We start from the raw sequence: 20,070 nt of genomic DNA, 5'->3' as shown, positions 1-20,070 counted from the left end.
TCCTTAGCTGCGGGCCTGGCCGCGGAAGTCCTCGGCCGTGGCGCGGAGCGCCTGCGCCGGGGAGAGGGTGCCCTTGTAGGCCTGGAGGAGGTAGCCCGACAGCACGGTCGTGAGGATCTGCTGGTCCTGGCTCTGGAAGAGCGACGGGACCTCGTCGATGATCTCGCCGTAGACGTCGAAGAGCGCCTGGCCGCCGAAGTAGTCGTCGGTGATCGTCGCGAGCTCGGGGTCGTCGTAGACCGAGCGCAGCGTCGGCAGATAGCCGAGGTCGCGGTAGCGCTTCACCTGCTGGGCCGGGTCGAGGTAGGCGGCGAGGACGAGCTCGACCGCGGCGTCGCTGTTGGCCTTGCCGCTGACCGCCGCGAAGCCGGTGCCGCCGCCCACGGCCGTGCGGCTGCCACCGTTCTCGAAGCGGGGGAGCGTCTTCACCCGCCAGAGGCCGGCCTGCTCGGGCACGTTCGGCTTGATGCCGTAGCTCGAGTACCAGGTGGGCATGTCGACCCCGAGGATCGAGCCCTGCTTCAGGCCGCTCTGCATGCTCGGGCCGTAGTAGTCGGCGACGGTCGTGAAGAAGCCGGAGGCGAGTCCGTCGACCGCGAACTGCAGCGCCTCCTCGGCCTCCGGAGTGGCGAGGTCGAGGTTCCCGTCGCGGTCGAAGAGCTGTCCGCCGCGCTGCATCAGCAGCAGCTGATAGCCCTGCACGACCTGCGGCAGATCGCTTCCGACGGAGAGCGCGCCGAAGGACACGCCCTCCCGCGCGCTGATCTCGCCGCCGACACGGGCGAACTCCTCCCAGGTCTCGAGGTCGGTCGGCACGCCGAGGCGCGCGAACTCGTCCTCCCGGTAGTAGTAGACGGCGAGCGGCGTGTCGGAGTCGAGCGCGTAGAGGGCGCCGTCCTTGCTGAACGCGTCGACGCGGGCGGCGATCAGGTCGTCTCGGTAGGGGGCGGTCGCCTCGGTGAGGTCGACGAGCAGCTCGGGCGCGATCGAGCCGCGGAGCGTGCGGGCGAAGTTCGCGACCTCGATGCCGACCAGGTCCGGCGTGCCGGACCCGGCGACCGCCTGCGCGATCAGCTTGGTGACGATGTCGGTCGCGCCGATCTTGGTGACATCGAGCGAGTAGGAGAAGTCGGTGCGCGCATCGGCGAGGGCGAGCGCCTCCGAGAAGAACGTCACGTAGCCGTCGTCGTGCGTCCAGAACGAGAGGTCGACGGCGCCGGACTCGACGGCCGCCTGCGGACCGGTCGCGGCGCACGAGGCGAGCAGGGAGGCGAGGGCCGCCGAGCCGCCGGCGGCGGCGCCGAGACGGAGCAGCCCGCGGCGCGAGAGCGCGGGGGACAGTGGGTGCATGGAAGAGCTCCTTCGGAGAAGGGGGAGGGACGGGCCGGCGGGCGCGCCGGAGGGACCGCGCGGAGGCGGCTCGTGCTGACCGCACGGACGGCGGTGGGAAGGGACGGGGAGGGATGAAAGGGGGGAGCCGCGGGCCGAGAGCCGGGACGGGGAGCTACGGGACGGGGGAGCTACGGGACAGGGGGAGCTACGGGACAGGGACGGGCGGCGCCGGCGCCAGCGCCGCGCGCTCGGGGTTCGCAGGCCCGCTGGACGCGCGGACGATCAGCTGGGCGGGCACCGAGCGGTGCCGCTCGGTCGGCGCATGGCCGTCGAGGGTGCGGATCATCCGGTGCATCGCGATGCGCGTGACCTCGGCGAAGTCCTGCTTGACCGTGGTGAGCGGCCGGTGCAGGAACTCCGAGATCGGGTCGTCGTCGAAGCCGACGACGCTGAGGTCCTCGGGGATGCGCAGGCCGGCCGCCTCGGCGGCGTGGATCGCCCCGACGGCCATCTGGTCGTTGGCGGCGAAGACGGCGGTGACGTCGCGGCGGTGCAGGATCGACGCCATCGCCTCCGCCCCCGAGCGCGGGCTCCAGTCGCCGCTCAGAACGGGCGGCTCGGCGGCGTCGGCGTCGGCGAGGGCGGTCCGCCAGCCGTCGATGCGACGGCGGGTGGCCGACCAGGTGCCGGCGCCGGCGATGTGCCAGACCGTCTCATGGCCGAGGGCGAGGAGGTGCTCGGTGGCGCTGCGGGCGGCCCCGGCCTCGTCGGTGCCCACGACGAGCTCCTCGGGGCGGTGCGCCTCGCTCGGGTGGTCGAAGCTGAGCACGGTGACGTCGGCGGGGATGGTGAGGCGCGGATGCCCGAAGTCGACCGGCTCCGAGAGGATGATGCCGTCGACGCCCTGATCCACGAGGGCGTCGACCGCTTCCTGCAGCTCCGCGCCGCTGTTCTCCGCCGTGCGCACGACGCTGAGGGAGTAGCCGGCGGCACGAGAGGCCTGCTCGACGCCGTCGAGAATCGCGGACGGACCGTAGAGCGAGGTGCTCATCGTCACCATGCCGATCCGGCGGCTCCGCTGGGTGACCAGGGCTCGGGCCGCGGCGTTCGGCCGGAAGCCGAGGGTGCGGATCGCCGTGGCGACGCGCTCGCCGATCTCGGTGGAGACGTGCGCCTCCCCGTTGACGACGCGGGAGACCGTCTTCTGACTCACGCCGGCGGCGCGGGCCACGTCGGCCATCGAGACCCGGCGACCGCGGTCGTCCGGCTGCGGCACGGCCTTCGATGCGTCCACGTCGCAGCTCCTTCGCTCATCCTCTGACCCGAGGTTGACAGCGCAGTCAACTGCGCGGTCCGACGAGTACAACACGGTTTGACTGCGTAGTCAATCGCGCCGTGGAAGGCCGTGCATGCTTCACACGACGAGGAAGGGCGGATGCCTGCTGATCGAGCAACCCGCGCAACGGAGATCCATGCTGATCGAGCAGCGCGCGCAGCGGGGATCCATGCTGATCGAGCAGCGCGCGCAGCGGGGATCCATGCTGATCGAGCAGCGCGCGCAGCGGGGATCCATGCTGATCGAGTAGCCCGCGCAGCGGGGGATCCATGCTGATCGAGTAGCCCGCGCAGCGGGCTTATCGAGATCCACCCGCGTCGGAAGGCGGGTCTGCAGACCACCCCGCTGAGGACGGTGGGTCTCGATACGCCGCCTGCGGCGGCTACTCGACCAGCATGCAACGAGCACGCCCGCATGCGGCCGCCGAGCGCGGATGCATGCTGGTCGAGCAGTCCGCGCAGCGGGCAACCATGCAGATCGACCAGCCCGCGCATCGGGGAACCATGCTGATCGAGTAGCCCGCGCAGCGGGCGTATCGAGATCCAGCAGCGTCAGACGGCGGGTCTGCCCGCCGATCTCGCGGGTCAGCCGCCGAGGGTCACGCGGAGGATCTTCTCGCTGCTGTTGTTCGGGATGCTGTCCTTGTCGCCGGTGTTGGAGGTCGTCATCCAGAGGCCGCCCCGGCCGTCGGGCTCGACGGTGCGCAGGCGGCCGTAGGTGCCGACGAAGGCCGAGGTCGGGGTGGCCAGCGCGTCGCCGGTGATCGGGGCGCGGTACAGGCGGGTGCCGCGGAGGCAGGCGATGTAGACGACGTCGCGGACGACGGTCAGGCCGGAGCAGGAGCCCGCGGAGGTCGGGTACGTCGCCTTCGGAGCGAGGAAGCCGGCGGTGCCGCAGCTGCCGCTGGTGCCCTCGCAGGCCGGCCAGCCGTAGTTGCCGCCGCGGACGATGAGGTTGGTCTCGTCCATGACGCTGTTGCCGAACTCCTGCTCCCACAGGCGGCCCTGCGAGTCGAAGGCGAGCCCCTGGGGGTTCCGGTGGCCGTAGCTCCAGACGGCGTTCCCGAACGGGTTGTCGGCGGGGATGCTGCCGTCCGGGTTGATCCGCAGGATCTTGCCGCTGAGCGAGTTCAGGTTCTGCGCGGTGGCGGTGTTCTGGCCGTCGCCGGTGCTGACGTAGAGCTTGCCGTCGGGGCCGAAGCGCAGGCGTCCGCCGTTGTGGTACTTGTTCCGCAGGATCCCGGAGGCGAGGACCTGCACCGTGCTCGTGTCGAGGCGGTCGCCGACGAGCTTGAGGCGGATCACCCGGTTGTCGGTGGGGGAGGTGTGCATCACGTACAGCCACTGGTCGGTGGCGAACGTCGGCGACACCGCGATGCCCAGCAGACCGCCCTCGCCGTCCGTGCTCTGCACGTTCGGCACGGTCCCGAGGCTGGTCTTCACGCCGGTCGTGGGGTTCAGACGGACGATGTCCTGCGCGTCGCGGCGGGAGTAGAGCACGGTCCCGTCGGGGACGGTGGTCAGCCCCCAGGGGATGTCGGTGTCGGTGGCGACCTGGGTGACGGTGCAGAACGCGGTGCTGCAGGCGCCGCCCGTGGTCACCGCGGCGGCGGCGCTGCGAGCAGAGGTGTTGCCCTGGGCGTCGACGGCCGCGACAGTGTAGGAGTAGGCGGTGTTCGCCGCGAGGCCGCTCTCGGTGAACGTCGTGACCGGCGCCGTCGTGCCGCTGCCGGCGACCGTGCCGACCTGCGCGGAGCCGCGGAAGACGGTGTAGCTGCGCACCCCGACGTCGTCGGTGCTCGCGGTCCAGGTGAGGGTGACAGCGGTGCCGGACGCCCTCGCGGTGAGCCCGGTCGGGCTCGTCGGCGCCTGCGTGTCGGTGCTGCACTGCGGGACCGTGATCGCGACGGTGGCGCTGGCCTGTGAGACGTTGCCGGCGGCGTCCCGGGCGTTCACGTAGAGGCCCCACTGCGCGCCCGGCACCACATCGAGGCCGGTCGACAGGACGTTCCCGGCGACGGACTTCATGAACTGGCCGTCGTGATACACGTCGTATCCCGCCACCCCGACGGCGTCCGTGGACGCGTTCCAGGAGAAGGTCGCCGTGCGGCAGGCGAGGTTCGTCACCCGCGGGCTCCCCGGCGCGGACGGGGCCGTCGTGTCCGCGACGACCGCGCTGGTCCGCCATTTCTGCCAGTCGCCGCCGGCGCAGGCCGCGATCTGCACCGATGAGCGGTTCGCCGTCTTGCGGTCCTTCACGCTCAGGCAGAGGCCCGAGGCGACGGCGCGGATCGTGCCGTCGCTCTCGACCCGCCAGCGCTGTCCGTCCCCGCCGACGCAGTCCGAGATCTGCACGTCGGCGCCGGCCGTCGTCGCGCGGTTGCGCACCTCCAGGCACTTCGCGCCGCCGTAGACGGTGATCTCGCCGGTCGTGGCGATCGTCCACTTCTGGTTGGCGCCGCTGTTGCAGTCGTAGAGGACCACGATCGTCCGATTCGCGGTCGACCCGTTCGGCACGTCGAGGCAGCGCTTCGACGCGGCCCCGGTGATCGGGCCGACGACGGGTGTCGCCGCGGCCGCCGCCTGCGCCGGAGCGGGAGCCGCCTGAGCGGGAGCGCCCGAGACGATGAGCGCGACGGCCAGCACGGCGACGGCGAGACTGCGGGGGACAGTGGATCGGGGGACAGTGGATCGGCGGATAGTGAAACGCATCAGCGGGTTCCTCTACGGACGGAGCGACCGGGCGCCTGCACGACTCGCCCAGTGCCGACCCTGGCACTCGCGATGACCCGCGACAACGGGTCCCGGCCGTCATCTCGCGCCGTCCCTACCCCCCGAACGAGCGAGACCCGTCACCCCACGACCGGAGAACGCGGTCCTCCGCCAGGGGGACGGCGCGGCCGCGGAAGACGGCTCTCGATCGGCTCGCCTCTGCGCCAGGTCCTCGATCGCACGGCGCCGACTGCGCACCGACGACTCCGGCGATGCCGGAAGGCTGCTGGGCACCGTCGTGGGCACCTCCGCGAGAATGAGGGGAACAGGACGGGCGGGAGCCGATGAACGACGAGACAGCGGACGAGGGACGAACGGACGAGGGACAAACGGACGAAAGACGGACGGACGAAAGACGGACGGACGCCGAGGCGCTCCTGCAGGGCGACGGCGGACTCGAGCGGCTGTGGACGGGCGCCGTCTGGAGCGAGGGGCCGCTGTGGATCCCGGCCGAGGGGCGTCTGCGCTGGAGCGACATCCCGAACGACCGGATCCTGCAGTGGGACAGCGCGACCGGGGAGACCTCGGTGCACCGCGAGGGTGTCGAGTTCACCAACGGCCGGCTGCTGGACGCGGACGGGAGCGTGGTCCAGTGCTCGCACGGGCTGCGCCGACTGGAGCGCGAGCGGCCGGACGGCACGGTCGAGGAGCTCGTCTCGAGCTGGAACGGCGGCCGGCTGAACTCGCCCAACGACGTCGCGGTCGCGCCCGACGGCTCCTACTGGTTCACCGATCCCGACTACGGCATCCGGCAGCCGGCCGAGGGGCACCCGGGCGAGCGCGAGTACGGAGCGCGCTGGGTCTTCCGCTGGAGTGCCGAGGACGGCCTCGCGCCGGTCGTCACCGACATCGTGCAGCCGAACGGCATCGCCTTCTCCCCGGACGGCGCGACGGTCTACGTGACCGACACCGCGATGAGCCTCGAGGACGGTCCCGGCCACTGGATCCGCGCCTACGACGTCGTCGACCGGGGAGCGGGCGCCCGCGACGGCCGCCTCTTCGCGGTGATCGAGCACGGCCTGCCCGACGGGATCGCCGTCGACGAGCGCGGCCGGGTGTGGTCCTCGGCCGGCGACGGCGTGCACGTCTTCGCCCCGGACGGCGCCGAGCTCCTGTTCGTGCCCGTGCCGGAGGTCGTGGCGAACGTCTGCTTCGGCGGGCCTGACGGCACCGACCTCTTCATCGCCGCGACCACCAGCCTGTACCGGCTGCGGACGCGCACCCGAGCCGCCCGCACCGTCACCGCCTAGCGAATCCGTCCGCCATTCGACAGGATCTGCTGTTCACCGGGGTTCAGAACAGCACATTTTGTCGAACGGAGCAGCCTGTCGAACGGAGGAGCGCGTCCATCGGATGCTCGCGTCCGACAGGATCACGGCACTCTCAGCTCGTGCAGGGGGTCCCTGCTCGCCGCTCTCTGCGCGGGGACCAGGGCGGCGAGGACGGAGACCACGATCGCCAGAGTGCCCGTGGCGGCCAGGAAGTCGACGCCGGGAAGCGGGTCGCCGCCGGCCACCAGGAGCACGGCGGCACCCGCCGTCCCGAGCACAGCGCCGACCGTCGCGACGAGGAGGACCTGACACACGACGAGCAGGACGATGAGGCCCCTCGTGGCGCCGAGAGCCCTTCGACGTCCGAAGTCCTTGCGCCGCATCAGGACGAGACCGTACTGCGTCGCACCGACCAAGACCGCGCCTGCGCCGGCGATGAGACCCACGAGATCTCGGCCGAAACCACCGAGAGTGCCCTCGAGAACGGCCCGCAGGTCCGCGTACCGCGCGCTGGTGGTCACGGTGACGCCCTGCGGGTCCGTCGGAGCCAGAAGGGAGCCGATCGAACGCGTCAGCGGGCGGACCATCTCGGGCTCCGAAGCGATGACGATCACGTAGCCCACACTCCCGGACGAGGACGGAGGCATCGGGACCAGGACGGACGGGCCGAGGAAGGACAGGTACTCGGACGAGGCGAAGGTCCCGACGACGTCGACCCCGGCTCCACTGCCCGTCGAGACCGAGCCGGTCTCCTCGGCGAAGCCCAGAGCCGCGAGCGCGTCCTCGGACGTCCACGCCGACCCGCCGGGAGAGCGCGCGGCATCGATGCCCAGCTCTGCGAAGTCGGAGGACCACACCGATCGAAGAGCGACCTTCCTCCCCTCCGCGATACGGGAGTTCCCGACGTCACTGGCATCCGAGAACGCGGCCGCCCACTGCACTCCGGAGAGTCGGGAGATCCTCTCCAGTGCGTCCGACGTCAGGCCCGCCTGCGCCTCTGCTCGGACCAGGAGGGAACGGGTTCCCGCCGAGTCCACCGTCGCCAGAACGCTCTGCTCCGCTCCCACGGTCCGCCCGGTCGTCAGAACGATCCCGGCGCACATCGCCACCACCATCACCAGGGTGAGGAGGGAGGTCACGGGTTGCGCGAGCGAGGAGGCGAGGGCTTCCCGGAGCACGGGCAGGACGAATCTCCGCTTCACAGGCGGATCCTCCGATCGCAGGAGGCGACGACCGTCTCGTCGTGAGTGACCACGATCACCGAGGATCCCGATCGGGCGCGCTCTCGCAGTGCGTCGACGACCACCGCCGCGGAGTCCGGATCGAGATTCCCCGTCGGCTCGTCGGCGAGGATGATCGTCGGATCGTTGATGAGCGCCCGGCACAGTGCGATCCGCTGCGCCTGGCCGCCGGAGACCTGATGGGGTCTCGCCGAGGCGCGCAGGGCGACCCCGAAGCGCTCCATCAGCCCGCGCGCTGTGAGCTCCACTGCCGAGTCCCTGCACCCGCGATAGAGAGCCGTCTCGACGATGTTGTCGAGGACCGTTCTCGTGGGATCCAGGGCGGCGTCCTGGAAGACGAACCCGATGTTCTCGGCTCGGTACTCCGACCTCGATCGATCGCTCATGCCACTCACATCGACGCCGTCGATCCGGACTCGTCCCGATTCCGGCGTCGCCATCAGACCCAGGATGTAGAGCAGGGTCGACTTGCCCCTCCCCGACGGGCCGGTGATCGCGACCATCTCGGAGTGCGTCACTGCGGCACTGAAGTCCGTCACTATCCGGGGACCTCGTCGATAGCGGAAGTCGATGCTCTCAGCAGTGATCATCGGGGTGCAGCGTCATCGCCGTGCACGCGCACTTCCGTGCCCTCCACGAGACCGGTCACGACCGAGACGCCCTTCGCTGCAGCGACGACCTCCACCGGATGTCTCTCGCCGGCCGAGTCCGTCACTTCGAGGTCCCCGTTCACGTCGGTCCGGATGCTCGCGGTCGGGACGGTCAGACCGGACGTCTCGGGTGTCGTCGTGATGAGGACGGGGAGGAGGGTGTCCTGCGTCACGTCGAGATCCGCGCACTCCTCGCCGCAGATGATCTCGCCGTCCACGCCGGCGAGCGCTATCGACACTCCGACCTCGGGCTCCACCTCCTGGACCGCCGTGACCGCCCGCCAGGGTCCGTCCGATCCGGTGATCTCCGCCGCGACTCCCACGCCGATCTGGGCGGCCTGCGCCGCTGTCGCCGTGACGGAGAACGTCGGCGTGTTCGGCAGCGTCCTCGCGACGACCTCGCCGCCCGAGACCACTGCTCCTCGAGTGATGAGGGTCTCGTCGACGACCAGCCGGGTCGGCACCTCGGGCACGAAGACCAGGTCGCCCCGGCGGACGACGCCGTCCACCGGAAATCCCGCAGCCTTCTGCCACTCCTTGATCGCGGCCGCGGTGCGCGGTCCCGGTGCACCGTCCGCAGCGCCGCGGTAGAACCCGAGGTCGCCCAGCAGCTCCTGGAGCTGGCCCACGTCCTCGCCCTCGCTCGTCCCGTCGATGTCCCGGAACGCGGGGATCACGCCGCGCGCGAGAACCACCGGACGAAGGTCCACGGTGTAGAGCTCCTCGCCCTGGTGGGCGACTTCGCCGGGCACATGACTCACCGTCGTCACCGTGCCCTGCGCCGAATTGGTCCCCGCGGGGGACTGGGTCCAGTGGGCGGTCGCCACCAGGTTCACGGACGCGCTGACAGCACCGGCTCGAGCGACAGCGGTCGTGTAGTCGGTCCCCGGCACGACCCTCTCTGCAGGCGTGAAGATCACCGCGCCGGCCCACAGACCCGCCGCGCCGGCCAGCACCACCAGGCAGGCGGCGAGAGCCGCGACGGGGGAGAGAAGACGTCTCCGCGGCGATCGATCGTCTTTCACCAGCACAGTCCTTTCACCAGCAGAGGCCTTTCGCCAGCAGAGGCCTTTCGCACGGAGATCGGTCGGAGGACGGCTGTCGCCGGCGGTCGCAGTGATCAGGCGTGTGGAGCAGCGAGGCGCTCATCACTCCCCGAAGTAGCCCGGAGGCGTCTCCGGGCAGTCCTTGTTCACGGCGAGCCACTGCGTGTCCCCGGTGGGTTCGAAGCTGAGGTAGGGGTTCCACGCCTCTCGCGAATCGATGGTGTCGCGGAAGGTCTCGTAGGTGGGCGCCTCCGGCACGTCGATGCCGTGACTCTCCAGGCACTCGGAGAGGTCGTGCGCGTAGTAGTGGTAAAGGAACTCGTACTGCGCCTCGCTCGTTGCCGTGTCGAATCTCGGATCCATCGGGTACTGCGCTTCGCACACGAACAGGGCGATGTCGTGAGTCTGCGTCTGCTCCGTGGGGAAGGAACCGTAGTCGAGGCCGCCGTCCGGAGTGGCCTTGGTCTCCGGGAAGCCGACTGAGACCATGCAGTCCGCGATCGCTGACGTCGACTCCGAGGGATTCACGGTGCGGATCACGTCGACCTCGGGTCGGACCGCGTTCGGATACTTCGCCGCCAGCAGACCCCAGTCGGCATCCTGCTTCTCGGCCAGTGCGCGCTCCACCTCAGCAGCCGGGAGCGGAGCGACAGTGGGCTTCGGCGGCGCGGCGTCTCCCACTGTGCACCCGGAGAGCGAAGCGGCGATGGTGACGATCGAGACGACGGCAAGAGCCCTCGCCGCCGATGACCTCAGCGAGTTCTCAGTACGGATCCTCATGTGTCGACCTCCACCGAGGGACCATACGGGTCTGGTCAGTGTCTCCGCCCGACTGGCGCGAGACGCGGCGACCTCGTCGCGGTCCGACCCCGATCGCGTCAGGAGACCGTTAGGTTTCCGGACAGGCCGCCGAGAATGCGGTAGAGATGCCCCTGGGCTCGCGGCGACGCGGGGCGCCGACGGCGGAGACGCCGCAGCCCCCTCGCCGCCCCGAGATCCGTCCCACCCGGAAACCCTTGATGATCGGACCATCATGTCGACGACGACGACGACCCCCACCAGCCTCCGACGCTCCGTGTCGAACACCCTGAAAGGATCCGCGGGCAATCTCGTCGAGTGGTTCGACGTCTACGTCTACTCCGTCTTCGCGGTCTACTTCGAGTCGCAGTTCTTCGCTCCCGGCGAGAAGAACTCGACCCTCTACATCTGGGCCATCTTCGCGGTCACCTTCCTCATGCGGCCGATCGGGTCCTGGTTCTTCGGCCGCTTCGCCGACCGGCACGGGCGCCGCCTCGCGCTCACGGTCTCGGTCTCGGTGATGGCCGCCTGCTCCCTCCTCGTCGCGTTCGCGCCGACGGCCGAGTCGATCGGCGGGGGAGCGGTGGTCCTCCTGGTGCTCGCAAGACTGCTGCAGGGCTTCGCCACCGGCGGGGAGTACGGGACGAGCGCCACCTACATGTCGGAGGCGGCGATCCCCGGCCGGCGCGGCTTCCTCTCGTCGTTCCACTACGTCACCCTCGTGGGCGGCCACGTCCTCGCTCAGCTGACGCTGCTCGTCATGGTGCTGACCCTGCCCGACGAGGCGATCTCGGCCTGGGGCTGGCGGGTGGCGTTCGGCATCGGCGGCGTCGCCGCGGTCGTCGTGTTCTGGCTCCGCCGCACCATGGACGAATCGCTGGCGACGACCCGGATCGACGCCGTCAGAGCAGGGGAGTCCCGCCGGAGCGGCTCGATGCGCGAGCTCCTCGTCCACCAGTGGCGGCCGCTGCTCCTGTGCTTCGCGGTGACGATGGGCGGCACCGTCGCCTTCTACACCTACTCGGTGACCGGTCCGAGCATCATCAAGAGCGCGTTCGCCGGAGACGACGTCGTCACGGGCACCGTCATCAACCTCATCGCCCTGACGACGCTGATGCTGCTGCAGCCGCTCGGCGGCTGGCTGTCGGACATCATCGGCCGGAAGACCCTCCTCGTCTTCTTCGGGATCGGGGGAGTGCTCTACACCTGGTTCCTCCTCACCGCCCTCCCGCAGCAGACCGCCCCGCTCGCCGCCTTCGCGATCCTGGTCGGCGGCTTCGTGATCCTCACCGGCTACACCTCGATCAACGCCGTCGTGAAGGCGCAGCTGTTCCCCACGCACGTCCGCGCCCTCGGGCTCGGCTTCGGCTACGCGCTCGCCAACTCGGTCTTCGGCGGCACCGCGCCGCTGCTCTACGCCGGCGCGCTCGGCGCCGACCAGGTGCCGGCCTTCATCGGCTACGCGACCGCCGTGATCGCCGTCTCCCTGGTGGTCTACGCGGTCTTCCTCCGCAACAGCGGGCCGAACTGGCTCGACGACGAGGCCGCGATGCGGCTGCGGGAGGAGTCCCGCGGTGCGGAGTCAGCGCGCTCGCGCTCGTGAGCTCGCTTCCGAGCACGATGGTCAAGCAGCAGGGCGGATCTCCTCGGCAGGGACGCCCACAGACCTGAGCGGGCGGGAGTCCGTCACCCCCCGGGCCGCGTCGCGTTGCCCGCCCGGCCCGCGCCCCACGCCGCACCCAGGCCGAAGAGCGTGTCCACGCCGTAGTGCTCCATCGCGGCGGAGATGCGGCGGCGGCCGGTACGGGGGTTGATGCCGAGGCGGTTGGAGGCGCTGTCGAGGGTGTTGCCCTGCTGCATCAGACGCAGGAGCGGCAGCCAGGAGTGCTCGTCGCTGCCCAGCGGGTCCGCGCGCTGCCAGAGCTCGTCGAAGTAGGCGCGGACGATGTTCGCGAGGCCCGCGTGGCGGACTCCGAGCACGCTCGTCGGGGTCGCCTCGCCCCAGACGAAGGGGAGCGCGATGTGGTCGCCGTCGACCCAGAACCAGCCCGGCGGCCGGTCGAGCGAGCGGTACTCCAGACCGACCCGTCCGTAGACGGCCATCCGCTCGAGCACCCGGGGGTCGGCCGCCGCGGACGACGGGACGATGATGCGCACCGCGTCCCTCTCCTGCAGGGCGTCACCGAAGCGGACGGCCCGGTCGATCGGCGCCGTCATCAGCCGGTCGATGCTGGCGAACACCGCGACGAGGGAGCTGGACGGGGTCCCGACGAGCTCCCACAGCAGGTCCTCCGCCGCGTAGGGTCCGTGGCGCAGCACCGTGGGCACCAGGTCGGCGGCCGCCTCGCCCGTCGACCAGGCGCGGAGCACGGTGGGCAGGTTCTCGAGGATCTTCTCGATGCCGGACATGGCGTCCTCGGCCGCGACCCGGACGCGGCGGGTGTGCACCGAGACGGCCTCGTTCGCCCAGTCCGCGGGCGGGGGATACGCCAGGACGTCGCCGGTGCCGCCGATCAGTCCCCGGTCGCGGAGCCGCTGCACGGCCGCCGTGAGCTGCGCGGGCTCGAGGTGGGTCGCGAGCACCGCGTCCTCGAGCGTCGCCGGCCGCCCACGCAGCAGAATGCCCAGCAGGGTCTCGTCGTCCATGACTCCCTCTCGGTGACGAACAGTCCGTCTCGGCACGACAGTGCCGGGACGACGGCGCGCCCACAAGGCGCTCCGGAAGTCGCCCGGACCTGGTAGGGCTGCGGGTCCGCACGGTCAGCGGGCGCGGTCGGCGGCTGCGTCCCGCGTCACGTCCCGCGTCAGGTGCCCCGGGTCGTCCGCTGGAGCAGCCTGGTCGCGCACCTTGCGGTCCCGGCCGCTCGCTGTGCAGACATCCGATAATGCACATTATGTCAGTTTGCTGACATGACGCCCGCTGCCCCCTCATCGGAAGCCGAGCTCCTGCTACCCGGCGAGCACCAGCTGGCCGATCAGGCCAGATGCAAGGGCGCCCGCGCCAGCGTTGGCGGCGGAAGTCAGCACGCCTTTGACCGTTGGCAGGGCGCGCTTGATGGCTGACTCGTCGGGAGCGGGCTTCGACGCCTCCATTAGGACGACTGTCGCGGAGTCGCGAGCTGCTTCCACTTCGTCTGGGTCCACCCCAGCGGTTTCCTCGATGATCGCGATCGCGCGTCCGACAGCATCCGCGAGCTTCTCGAACCCGGCGCTGACTGGCAGCTGCTGCGTGATCGAGCTCCCTTCGACCGCCACGTTCACATTGCTGCCATTGACGATGATCATGTGACCGCCACTTGTGTTGCCAACGCGCTGGCGCGGGGAAGCCGGGGCGTGCTTCGAGTACTTCGCCGAGATGTGCTTCATAAATGCCGACGCCGAGGGCGCATCGAAGACTTCGACGCTGGTGACCTGAGCGGTCTGGCGACTGCCTCGGTCGTCCCACTCCAAGGTGTCGCCGTCGAATACGAGGTCGTCGACCTCAAAATCGATAGCGTCAGACTTCGCGAGCCCGCGAAGTTCACGAACTCCCCTCTCGGGCATCTGTGTTCCCGGCGTAACCGTCACTGTCTTCGCTGATCCCAGCCGGCTCCAGTGCTGTACGAACGACATCTCTTCTTCCCCTCAGCCGATCCACCGGCGTAGCTTCCAGACCCGAACCTCGCATCTGAAGTACCAGTCTCAACGGGCGGTCTGACATCGAGGCAATAGACGCGGCGTTGTCGGGCAGCGATCGGTGCGGCAGCTCGTCAGGCGAGCTCTACGACGAGCCGGTCGGTGGACGACCACTCCGATTCGATGTCAGTCAGGGCGACAGCTCGCACCGGAGCCTCGATTCTGCGCGACGCTGCGAGGTCGAGGATCTTGGGCAGCTCGGTGAGGAGGAGCTGCGGGTTGATGGAGCCGGCGCCGCTGCCGGTGATCGTGACGGAGGAGGATCGCAAAAGTGTCGCGTCGAGTGACACTCGGGTACCTGCGATCGCACCGATCTGCACGTAGGCGGTCGAGCGAGCCTTGTGCGAAAGTCCCGTGCGGCGGAGTGCTTCGAGCGCCCCCTCGGCGACGGGTCCCCAGAGGTAGTCGAGTACGACGTCGATTCCCTCTGGAGCAGCTGCGCGGAGGCTGGCCGTCAGGTTCTCGTCGATGCGCACAGTGGTCACGTGCTCAGTTTCAGCAAGCCTGCTGAGGGAGTGGGCGTCGCGTCCCGCGGCGATCACCAGGCCCGCGCCGAGGTGGAGGGCGATCCTCACCGCGAGCGATCCGGAAATACCGGTAGCGCCGAGAACGAGCACCGTCTGTCCCTGCTGTAGTGAGGCCGCGCCGACGAGCGGCATCCATGACGACATCGCAGGGTTCACGATGCCAGCGGCATCGACGCTGCTCAGCGCGTCGGGGACAGGGATAGCGAAGCCGGCGGGAACGATCGTGCGCTCGGCGAGGGTGCCGAATGGGTCAGGTGAGCCTCCGGTGTAGACGCGCGTGCCGTCCTCGAGGACTCCGACGCCGTCGACACCCGGTACGAACGGTAGCTCGTCCCCCGAACCGTAGTGAGCGCCCGCTGCCAAGGAGCGGACGATACGGTGCACGCCCGCAGCGAGCATCCGCACCGGGACGAAGCCCTCTCGCGGCTCCGGGTCGCGGAACTCGGCGCACCGCGGTGGGGTGGTGAAGCTTTTGACGACTGCTGCTCTCATGATGATCTCCTCAGAAGTTTGAACGCCGTTCAAACCGGCGATACTGGTACTGTTGTTGAACGGTGTTCAAATGTCAAGGAAAAGGCGATGGCGAAACTCACGAAGGACGGGATCGTTACTGCCGCGTTCACCTTGCTGGCCGAGGGTGGCCTGGGTGCCATTACGGCTCGAGCGCTGGCCGATCGACTCGGCGTGCGTGCTGGTGCGCTGTATTACCACCTGCCCGACATGTCGGCTCTCGCCGACGAAATGGCGACCGTGATGATGCGAGAGGTCATTGCAGGCCGTGACATCGCCGTGACTTCGTCCAGCAATTGGCAGCAGTTCCTCCGGGGAAGCGCAGCCCATCTCCGCGATGTGCTGTTGCGATACCGCGACGGCGCACGCCTCTTTTCTGGCACTTACCTCACCGACGACGAGGCGATCGGGTCGATGGAGTTGCCGTTGCGTCACCTCACCGATGCTGGTTTCGAGCTCGAGGAGGCGCTGCGGGCGATGCAGACGCTCACCGCCTTCGTCACCGGCAGTGTCATTGAAGAGCAGCACCGCCTCGCGGCTCCCGAGCGCTACACCGCAGCGCGGCGACACCAACGGGTCGACGCTGAGCGCTTTCCGCTCACCGACGCCGCGAGTGACACCTTCATCGAATCTCGGGAGGCAACGTTCACCTGGGGCGTTGACGTACTCATCGCGGGCCTTGCATCGCGCAAAGGACGCCAAGCGTGAAAGGCCGGTCGTCGGCCACTACTGCATGCAAACGGAGCCGCCCCTTCGGCTACGACAGTGCTCGGCTGGACATGCATTCGACGCGCGCTCTGGGTGCCGAGGGGCGGTCGTGCCCGCACGTTCGAGACATGCTCTTGCAAGGTGTTCGTCGACCAGCCGCGGCAACCGTCGGGTAGCGCTGCTGCTGATAGCCGCCGAGCCCTAGCCGTCAGTTCATCCCGTCCGCGACTCCGTCGTCCTCGCCTCCGGCCCTTGCAGCAGCACGCGCCGCGCAGTTGACACGTGATAAGTATCGTGATTCACTCCGTTATCACGTGGTAAGTCGCTGCGCGCAAGATCTGTTTCCGGCACCCCGAGGCCGGATGACGAAGGAGTCATGATGTCGGACAACCCCCTCGCGTCAGGCGCGCCCGGCGCGTCGCCCTCACCGGCCCAGCAGGCTTCCGAAGCGGAGTCGCACCGCCGGGCCGACGCAGTCGGAATCGCTGCTGGGCTGGGCGGTGGGACAACCTTCCCGATCGCCGCTACACCGACAGCAGCCGAGGCCGGCGCTGGGAGTGAGCGCGGTGTCGTCGAAGAGGACGACCGGCCTCGAGTGTCCCGGCGGTACATCACGTTCCTGCTCCTTGCGCTCTTCGGCGCGAACCTCGCGTTCGTCACGCCGATCGCCATCTCCCTCGCGATCCAGGTGCAGAACCTCGCGCCGGAGAACGTCGAGTACCTCGGGCTAGTCCTCGGTCTCGCCGCGGGAAGCGGCGTCCTCCTCGCTCCCCTGTTCGGAGTGCTGAGTGACCGCACTCGCTCGCGTCTCGGCCGACGTCGTCCCTGGATGATCATCGGCCTCATCGTCGGTCTTCTCGGCCTCACCGTCCTCGCACTCGCACCGAACATCGTCGTCCTGGCGATCGGCTGGATCATCTCCACGCTCGGATGGGGCCAGGTCATCGGTGGCCTGCAGAACTCCCAGGCGGATCGCCTCCCTGCCTCCCAGCGCGGCAAGGTCGCTGGGCTCACCGGAGTCATCGGGCAGGTCGCGCCCGTGGTCGGTGCGGTCGCCGGCGGAGGACTGGCATCGAACTCCTTCCTCCTCTTCCTCGTTCCTGGTGTCGTCGGCGTCGTGCTCGTGCTGCTGTTCCTGCTCTTCGTCAACGAAGCCGACTCGCGCGGGATGGTCCACGAGGACAGGCTCGACGTGCGCGGGATGCTGGGCAAGTACGTGTTCCAGCCCAAGCGCTACCCCGACTTCTCCTGGAACTTCGTCGGACGCTTCTTCTTCTTCTTCGGCCTCACCCTGAACTCGACCTTCACCGCCTTCTTCATCGGCTCCAAGCTCGGTCTCCCCGTCGATCAGATCGGCGGAACGATCGCACTTCTCGGCCTGCTCGGCATCGTCGGCACCATGGGCGGTGCGATCGGCGGTGGCTTCCTCTCCGACAAGCTGCGGCGCAGACGCCTGTTCGTGATGACCGGCGGCGTGATCTTCAGCGCCGGCGCGGTGATCGTCGCCTTCGCTCCCAGCCTCGAGGTCATCATCATCGGCTCCGTGCTCAGCAACCTCGGCATCGGCATCTTCTCCGCGGTCGACCAGGCCCTCGTCCTCGACGTCCTCCCCGAACGCAACACCCAGGCTGCTCGGTTCAACGCCCTGAACAGCTTCTCCTTCACGCTCCCCCAGGCGCTCGCCCCCCTCATCGCTCCGGCATTCCTCCTCATCGGAGCCGCAGCGGACGGGGACAAGAACTACACGCCGCTCTACCTCGCCTCCGCTGTCTTCACGATCGTCGGAGGACTCGTGGTCCTCGCGAAGGTGAAGGCCGTGCGATGACCTCGAGCACCACCTCCGCCACCCCGCCCAGCGCAGAAAGGCCCCTGATGACCTCGGACCTCCCCTACCGGAACTCCGACCTCCCCACCGCCGAGCGCGTCGAGGATCTCCTCTCCCGCATGACGATCCAGGAGAAAGCGGGGCAACTCACCCAGTACTTCCTCTTCGATGTCGGTGAGCTCCCCGACGACTTCGATATCGACTCCCTACCCGAGGAGCACCAGGTCTTCGTCCGGCAGCCGCGCATCGTCCTGGCCGCAGCGAAGAACGGCGGAGTCGGCTCTCTGCTGTTCATCAAGGACCCCGCCGTGGCCAACCGGTACCAGCGGGAAGTCGTCGAGAACAGCCGGCACGGCATCCCCCTCCTCTTCGGATTCGACGTCATCCACGGCCTGCGCACCGTCCTCCCCGTCCCGATCGCTCTCGCCGCCACCTGGGACCCTGCCATCGTCGAAGCCGGACAGCGCATCGCCGCCCGCGAGGCCCGAGCCTCAGGCATCCACTGGTCCTTCGCGCCCATGATCGACATCGCGCGCGACCCCCGCTGGGGCCGCATCGTCGAAGGAGCCGGAGAGGACCCGCACCTCGGATCGGCCGTCGCCGCAGCCCAGGTCCGCGGCTTCCAGGGCGACCTCGGACCGAGCAGCATCCTCGCCGGCCCCAAGCACTTCGCCGGCTACGGCGCCGCACGTGGCGGCCGTGATTACGAGGACGCCGAGATCTCGGAGTCCGAGCTGCACAACGTCTACCTTCCGCCCTTCAAGGCAGCCATCGACGCAGGCGCGGCGAACATCATGAGCGCCTACATGGACCTCAACGGAGTCCCCGCCAGCGGAAACCGGCGACTCCTCACGGAGCTGCTCCGCGACGAGCTCGGCTTCGACGGCTTCGTCGTCTCCGACGCCAACGCCGTCAAATCGATGGAGACGCAGCACTTCGCCGCCGACCCCACCGACGCCGCCGCCCGCGCCATTCGCGCCGGCAACGACATGGAGATGGCCATGTCCGAGCCCGCGTTCGACAACCTGCCGGCCGCCATCGAACGCGGACTCCTCGACGAGGAGCAGCTCGACACCTCCGTGCGTCGAGTCCTCACCGCGAAGTTCGCACTCGGCCTCTTCGAAAACCCCTACGCCGACGCCGAATCCGCCGAAACGGTCCTCACGGACCCGGCTCACCGGCAGGTCGCCCGCACAGCAGCCGAACGCGCCATTGTCCTGCTCAAGAACAACGGCGCACTCCCCCTCGCCGACGACCGCGGAACGATCGCCGTCATCGGCCGCCTCGCAGACAGCAAGCGAGACACGCTCGGGCCGTGGGTCTTCGGTCACCACACCGAGGACACCGTCACCCTCCTCGAGGGACTGCGATCCCGCGCCGTGGACTCCGCCGCAATCACTCACGCGCCCGGCGTCGGAATCCCTGACCGCCTCTTCCCCTCCCCCTTCGATCGGCAGGACCCCGATCCCGGCGAGAACCCGTGGGCGTCCGTCGACGACGAGCAGGAGCTCACGCGAGCAGTGGAGACCGCCGCGGCAGCCGACGTCGCGATCGTCGTCGTCGGAGAGCGGCAGAACCAGATCGGGGAACTCGCATCCCGATCCACTCTCGACCTTCCCGGCCGCCAGCTCGAAATGGTCCAGCAGATCATCGCCACCGGTACGCCCGTCGTCGTGGTCGTCATGTCGGGTCGTCCGCTCGACCTCCACTGGATCGACGCACACGCCGCAGCGGTCCTGCAGGTCTGGTACCCGGGCACCCAGGGTGGAGACGCCGTCGCCGCCGCTGTCTTCGGCGACGTGTCACCCGCGGGGCGTCTCCCCTTCAGCTGGCCGCGTCACGTCGGCCAGGTGCCGATGATCTACTCCCACAACCGCACCTTCTCCCCCGAGAACAGCGGAACCCGGTACTGGGACGAGGAATCCACGCCGCTCTACCCGTTCGGGTTCGGTCTGAGCTACGCGACCTTCGAATACTCCAACCTGCGAGTTGAGAAGACGGCTCGGTCCGCCGATGAGCCTGTCACGGTCTCCGTCGACGTCGCGAACACCTCCGATCGTGACGGTGATGACGTGGTGCAGCTCTACGTGCACCAGCGCTACGGCACCTCCTCGCGCCCGGTCCGAGAACTGAAAGGCTTCGAGCGCGTGCATGTCGCTCGCGGAGACGTCCGAACGGTCCGCTTCGAGCTCGGACCCGACCAGCTGCGCTACTGGAGCGCAGCCACCGGTTCATGGGTGCTGGACAACACCGTCTTCGACGTGTGGGTGGGCGGAGCCTCGACCGCGACGCTGACAACAACGTTCGAGTCGCAGTAGAAGCAGACGAAGAGCAGTGGGCGGCACTCCCTGAAGGAGCGCCGCCCACTGCTCTTCGCGCT

Annotated in this window: 15 protein-coding genes; 5 read left to right on the top strand and 10 right to left on the bottom strand. The window is 69.3% G+C overall.

Annotated features, from left to right (window positions below):
- Window positions 1–3: 3 nt before the first annotated feature.
- From EDF36_RS12830 to EDF36_RS12820, 3 genes are all read right to left on the bottom strand, one after another.
- A complete protein-coding gene (locus tag EDF36_RS12830; RefSeq protein WP_123733299.1) occupies window positions 4–1,350 on the bottom strand; it encodes an ABC transporter substrate-binding protein in 1,347 nt (448 codons plus the stop codon).
- Window positions 1,351–1,537: 187 nt separating this feature from the next.
- Entirely contained in the window at window positions 1,538–2,626 is a 1,089-nt protein-coding gene (locus EDF36_RS12825; protein WP_260300704.1) for a LacI family DNA-binding transcriptional regulator, read from the bottom strand.
- 626 nt (window positions 2,627–3,252) lie between these two features.
- Window positions 3,253–5,379 carry a PQQ-dependent sugar dehydrogenase gene (locus EDF36_RS12820; protein WP_123733298.1) on the bottom strand — a complete coding sequence of 709 codons (2,127 nt, stop codon included), beginning with the start codon at window positions 5,377–5,379 and terminating at the stop codon, window positions 3,253–3,255.
- Window positions 5,380–5,723: 344 nt separating this feature from the next.
- On the opposite strand from EDF36_RS12820, the gene EDF36_RS12815 reads away from it, so the two are divergent.
- Window positions 5,724–6,689: an SMP-30/gluconolactonase/LRE family protein gene (locus tag EDF36_RS12815; protein WP_123733297.1), complete on the top strand. Its 966-nt coding sequence runs from the start codon at window positions 5,724–5,726 to the stop codon at window positions 6,687–6,689.
- A gap of 122 nt (window positions 6,690–6,811) precedes the next feature.
- Here EDF36_RS12815 and EDF36_RS12810 read toward each other — a convergent pair whose 3' ends face one another.
- From EDF36_RS12810 to EDF36_RS12795, 4 genes are all read right to left on the bottom strand, one after another.
- Window positions 6,812–7,912 (bottom strand): ABC transporter permease, encoded by a 1,101-nt coding sequence (locus EDF36_RS12810; RefSeq protein ID WP_123733296.1) that lies wholly within the window; start codon window positions 7,910–7,912, stop codon window positions 6,812–6,814.
- Window positions 7,909–8,541, bottom strand: coding sequence for an ABC transporter ATP-binding protein (locus EDF36_RS12805; RefSeq protein ID WP_123733295.1), 633 nt, complete (start codon window positions 8,539–8,541; stop codon window positions 7,909–7,911). The genes EDF36_RS12810 and EDF36_RS12805 overlap by 4 nt, the downstream gene beginning before the upstream one ends.
- Window positions 8,538–9,626 (bottom strand): peptidoglycan-binding protein, encoded by a 1,089-nt coding sequence (locus EDF36_RS12800; RefSeq protein ID WP_185020465.1) that lies wholly within the window; start codon window positions 9,624–9,626, stop codon window positions 8,538–8,540. The genes EDF36_RS12805 and EDF36_RS12800 overlap by 4 nt, the downstream gene beginning before the upstream one ends.
- Before the next feature lie 123 nt (window positions 9,627–9,749).
- Entirely contained in the window at window positions 9,750–10,733 is a 984-nt protein-coding gene (locus EDF36_RS12795) for a hypothetical protein (protein ID WP_221181651.1), read from the bottom strand.
- Between EDF36_RS12795 and EDF36_RS12790 the strand changes: the two genes are divergently transcribed.
- Window positions 10,723–12,048 carry an MFS transporter gene (locus tag EDF36_RS12790; protein WP_260300703.1) on the top strand — a complete coding sequence of 442 codons (1,326 nt, stop codon included), beginning with the start codon at window positions 10,723–10,725 and terminating at the stop codon, window positions 12,046–12,048. The genes EDF36_RS12795 and EDF36_RS12790 overlap by 11 nt on opposite strands.
- An 83-nt stretch (window positions 12,049–12,131) precedes the next feature.
- Here the strand turns inward: EDF36_RS12790 and EDF36_RS12785 are convergent, their stop codons facing one another.
- The 3 genes from EDF36_RS12785 to EDF36_RS12775 all read right to left on the bottom strand — a co-directional run bounded on the left by EDF36_RS12785 (window position 12,132) and on the right by EDF36_RS12775 (window position 15,139).
- The gene (locus EDF36_RS12785) at window positions 12,132–13,091 is read right to left on the bottom strand and encodes a hypothetical protein (RefSeq protein ID WP_123733293.1); all 960 of its coding nucleotides are present in this window, start codon (window positions 13,089–13,091) and stop codon (window positions 12,132–12,134) included.
- A 303-nt stretch (window positions 13,092–13,394) separates the two neighbouring features.
- On the bottom strand, window positions 13,395–14,057 hold the full coding sequence (locus tag EDF36_RS12780) for a hypothetical protein (protein WP_148060043.1): 663 nt from the start codon (window positions 14,055–14,057) through the stop codon (window positions 13,395–13,397).
- A 137-nt stretch (window positions 14,058–14,194) separates the two neighbouring features.
- A complete protein-coding gene (locus EDF36_RS12775) occupies window positions 14,195–15,139 on the bottom strand; it encodes a zinc-binding alcohol dehydrogenase family protein (RefSeq protein ID WP_123733291.1) in 945 nt (314 codons plus the stop codon).
- Window positions 15,140–15,226: 87 nt separating this feature from the next.
- On the opposite strand from EDF36_RS12775, the gene EDF36_RS12770 reads away from it, so the two are divergent.
- The 3 genes from EDF36_RS12770 (at window position 15,227) to EDF36_RS12760 (ending at window position 20,008) form a co-directional block, all read left to right on the top strand.
- Entirely contained in the window at window positions 15,227–15,865 is a 639-nt protein-coding gene (locus tag EDF36_RS12770) for a TetR/AcrR family transcriptional regulator C-terminal domain-containing protein (RefSeq protein WP_123733290.1), read from the top strand.
- Between the two features lie 595 nt (window positions 15,866–16,460).
- The gene (locus EDF36_RS12765) at window positions 16,461–17,690 is read left to right on the top strand and encodes an MFS transporter (RefSeq protein ID WP_260300702.1); all 1,230 of its coding nucleotides are present in this window, start codon (window positions 16,461–16,463) and stop codon (window positions 17,688–17,690) included.
- Entirely contained in the window at window positions 17,687–20,008 is a 2,322-nt protein-coding gene (locus EDF36_RS12760) for a glycoside hydrolase family 3 N-terminal domain-containing protein (RefSeq protein WP_260300701.1), read from the top strand. Before EDF36_RS12765 ends, EDF36_RS12760 begins: the two co-directional genes overlap by 4 nt.
- Window positions 20,009–20,070 lie beyond the last annotated feature (62 nt).

This window comes from Rathayibacter sp. PhB152 (genome assembly GCF_003751395.1).
Lineage (GTDB): Bacteria > Actinomycetota > Actinomycetes > Actinomycetales > Microbacteriaceae > Rathayibacter > Rathayibacter festucae.
This window is presented reverse-complemented; position numbering and strand designations above follow the sequence as displayed.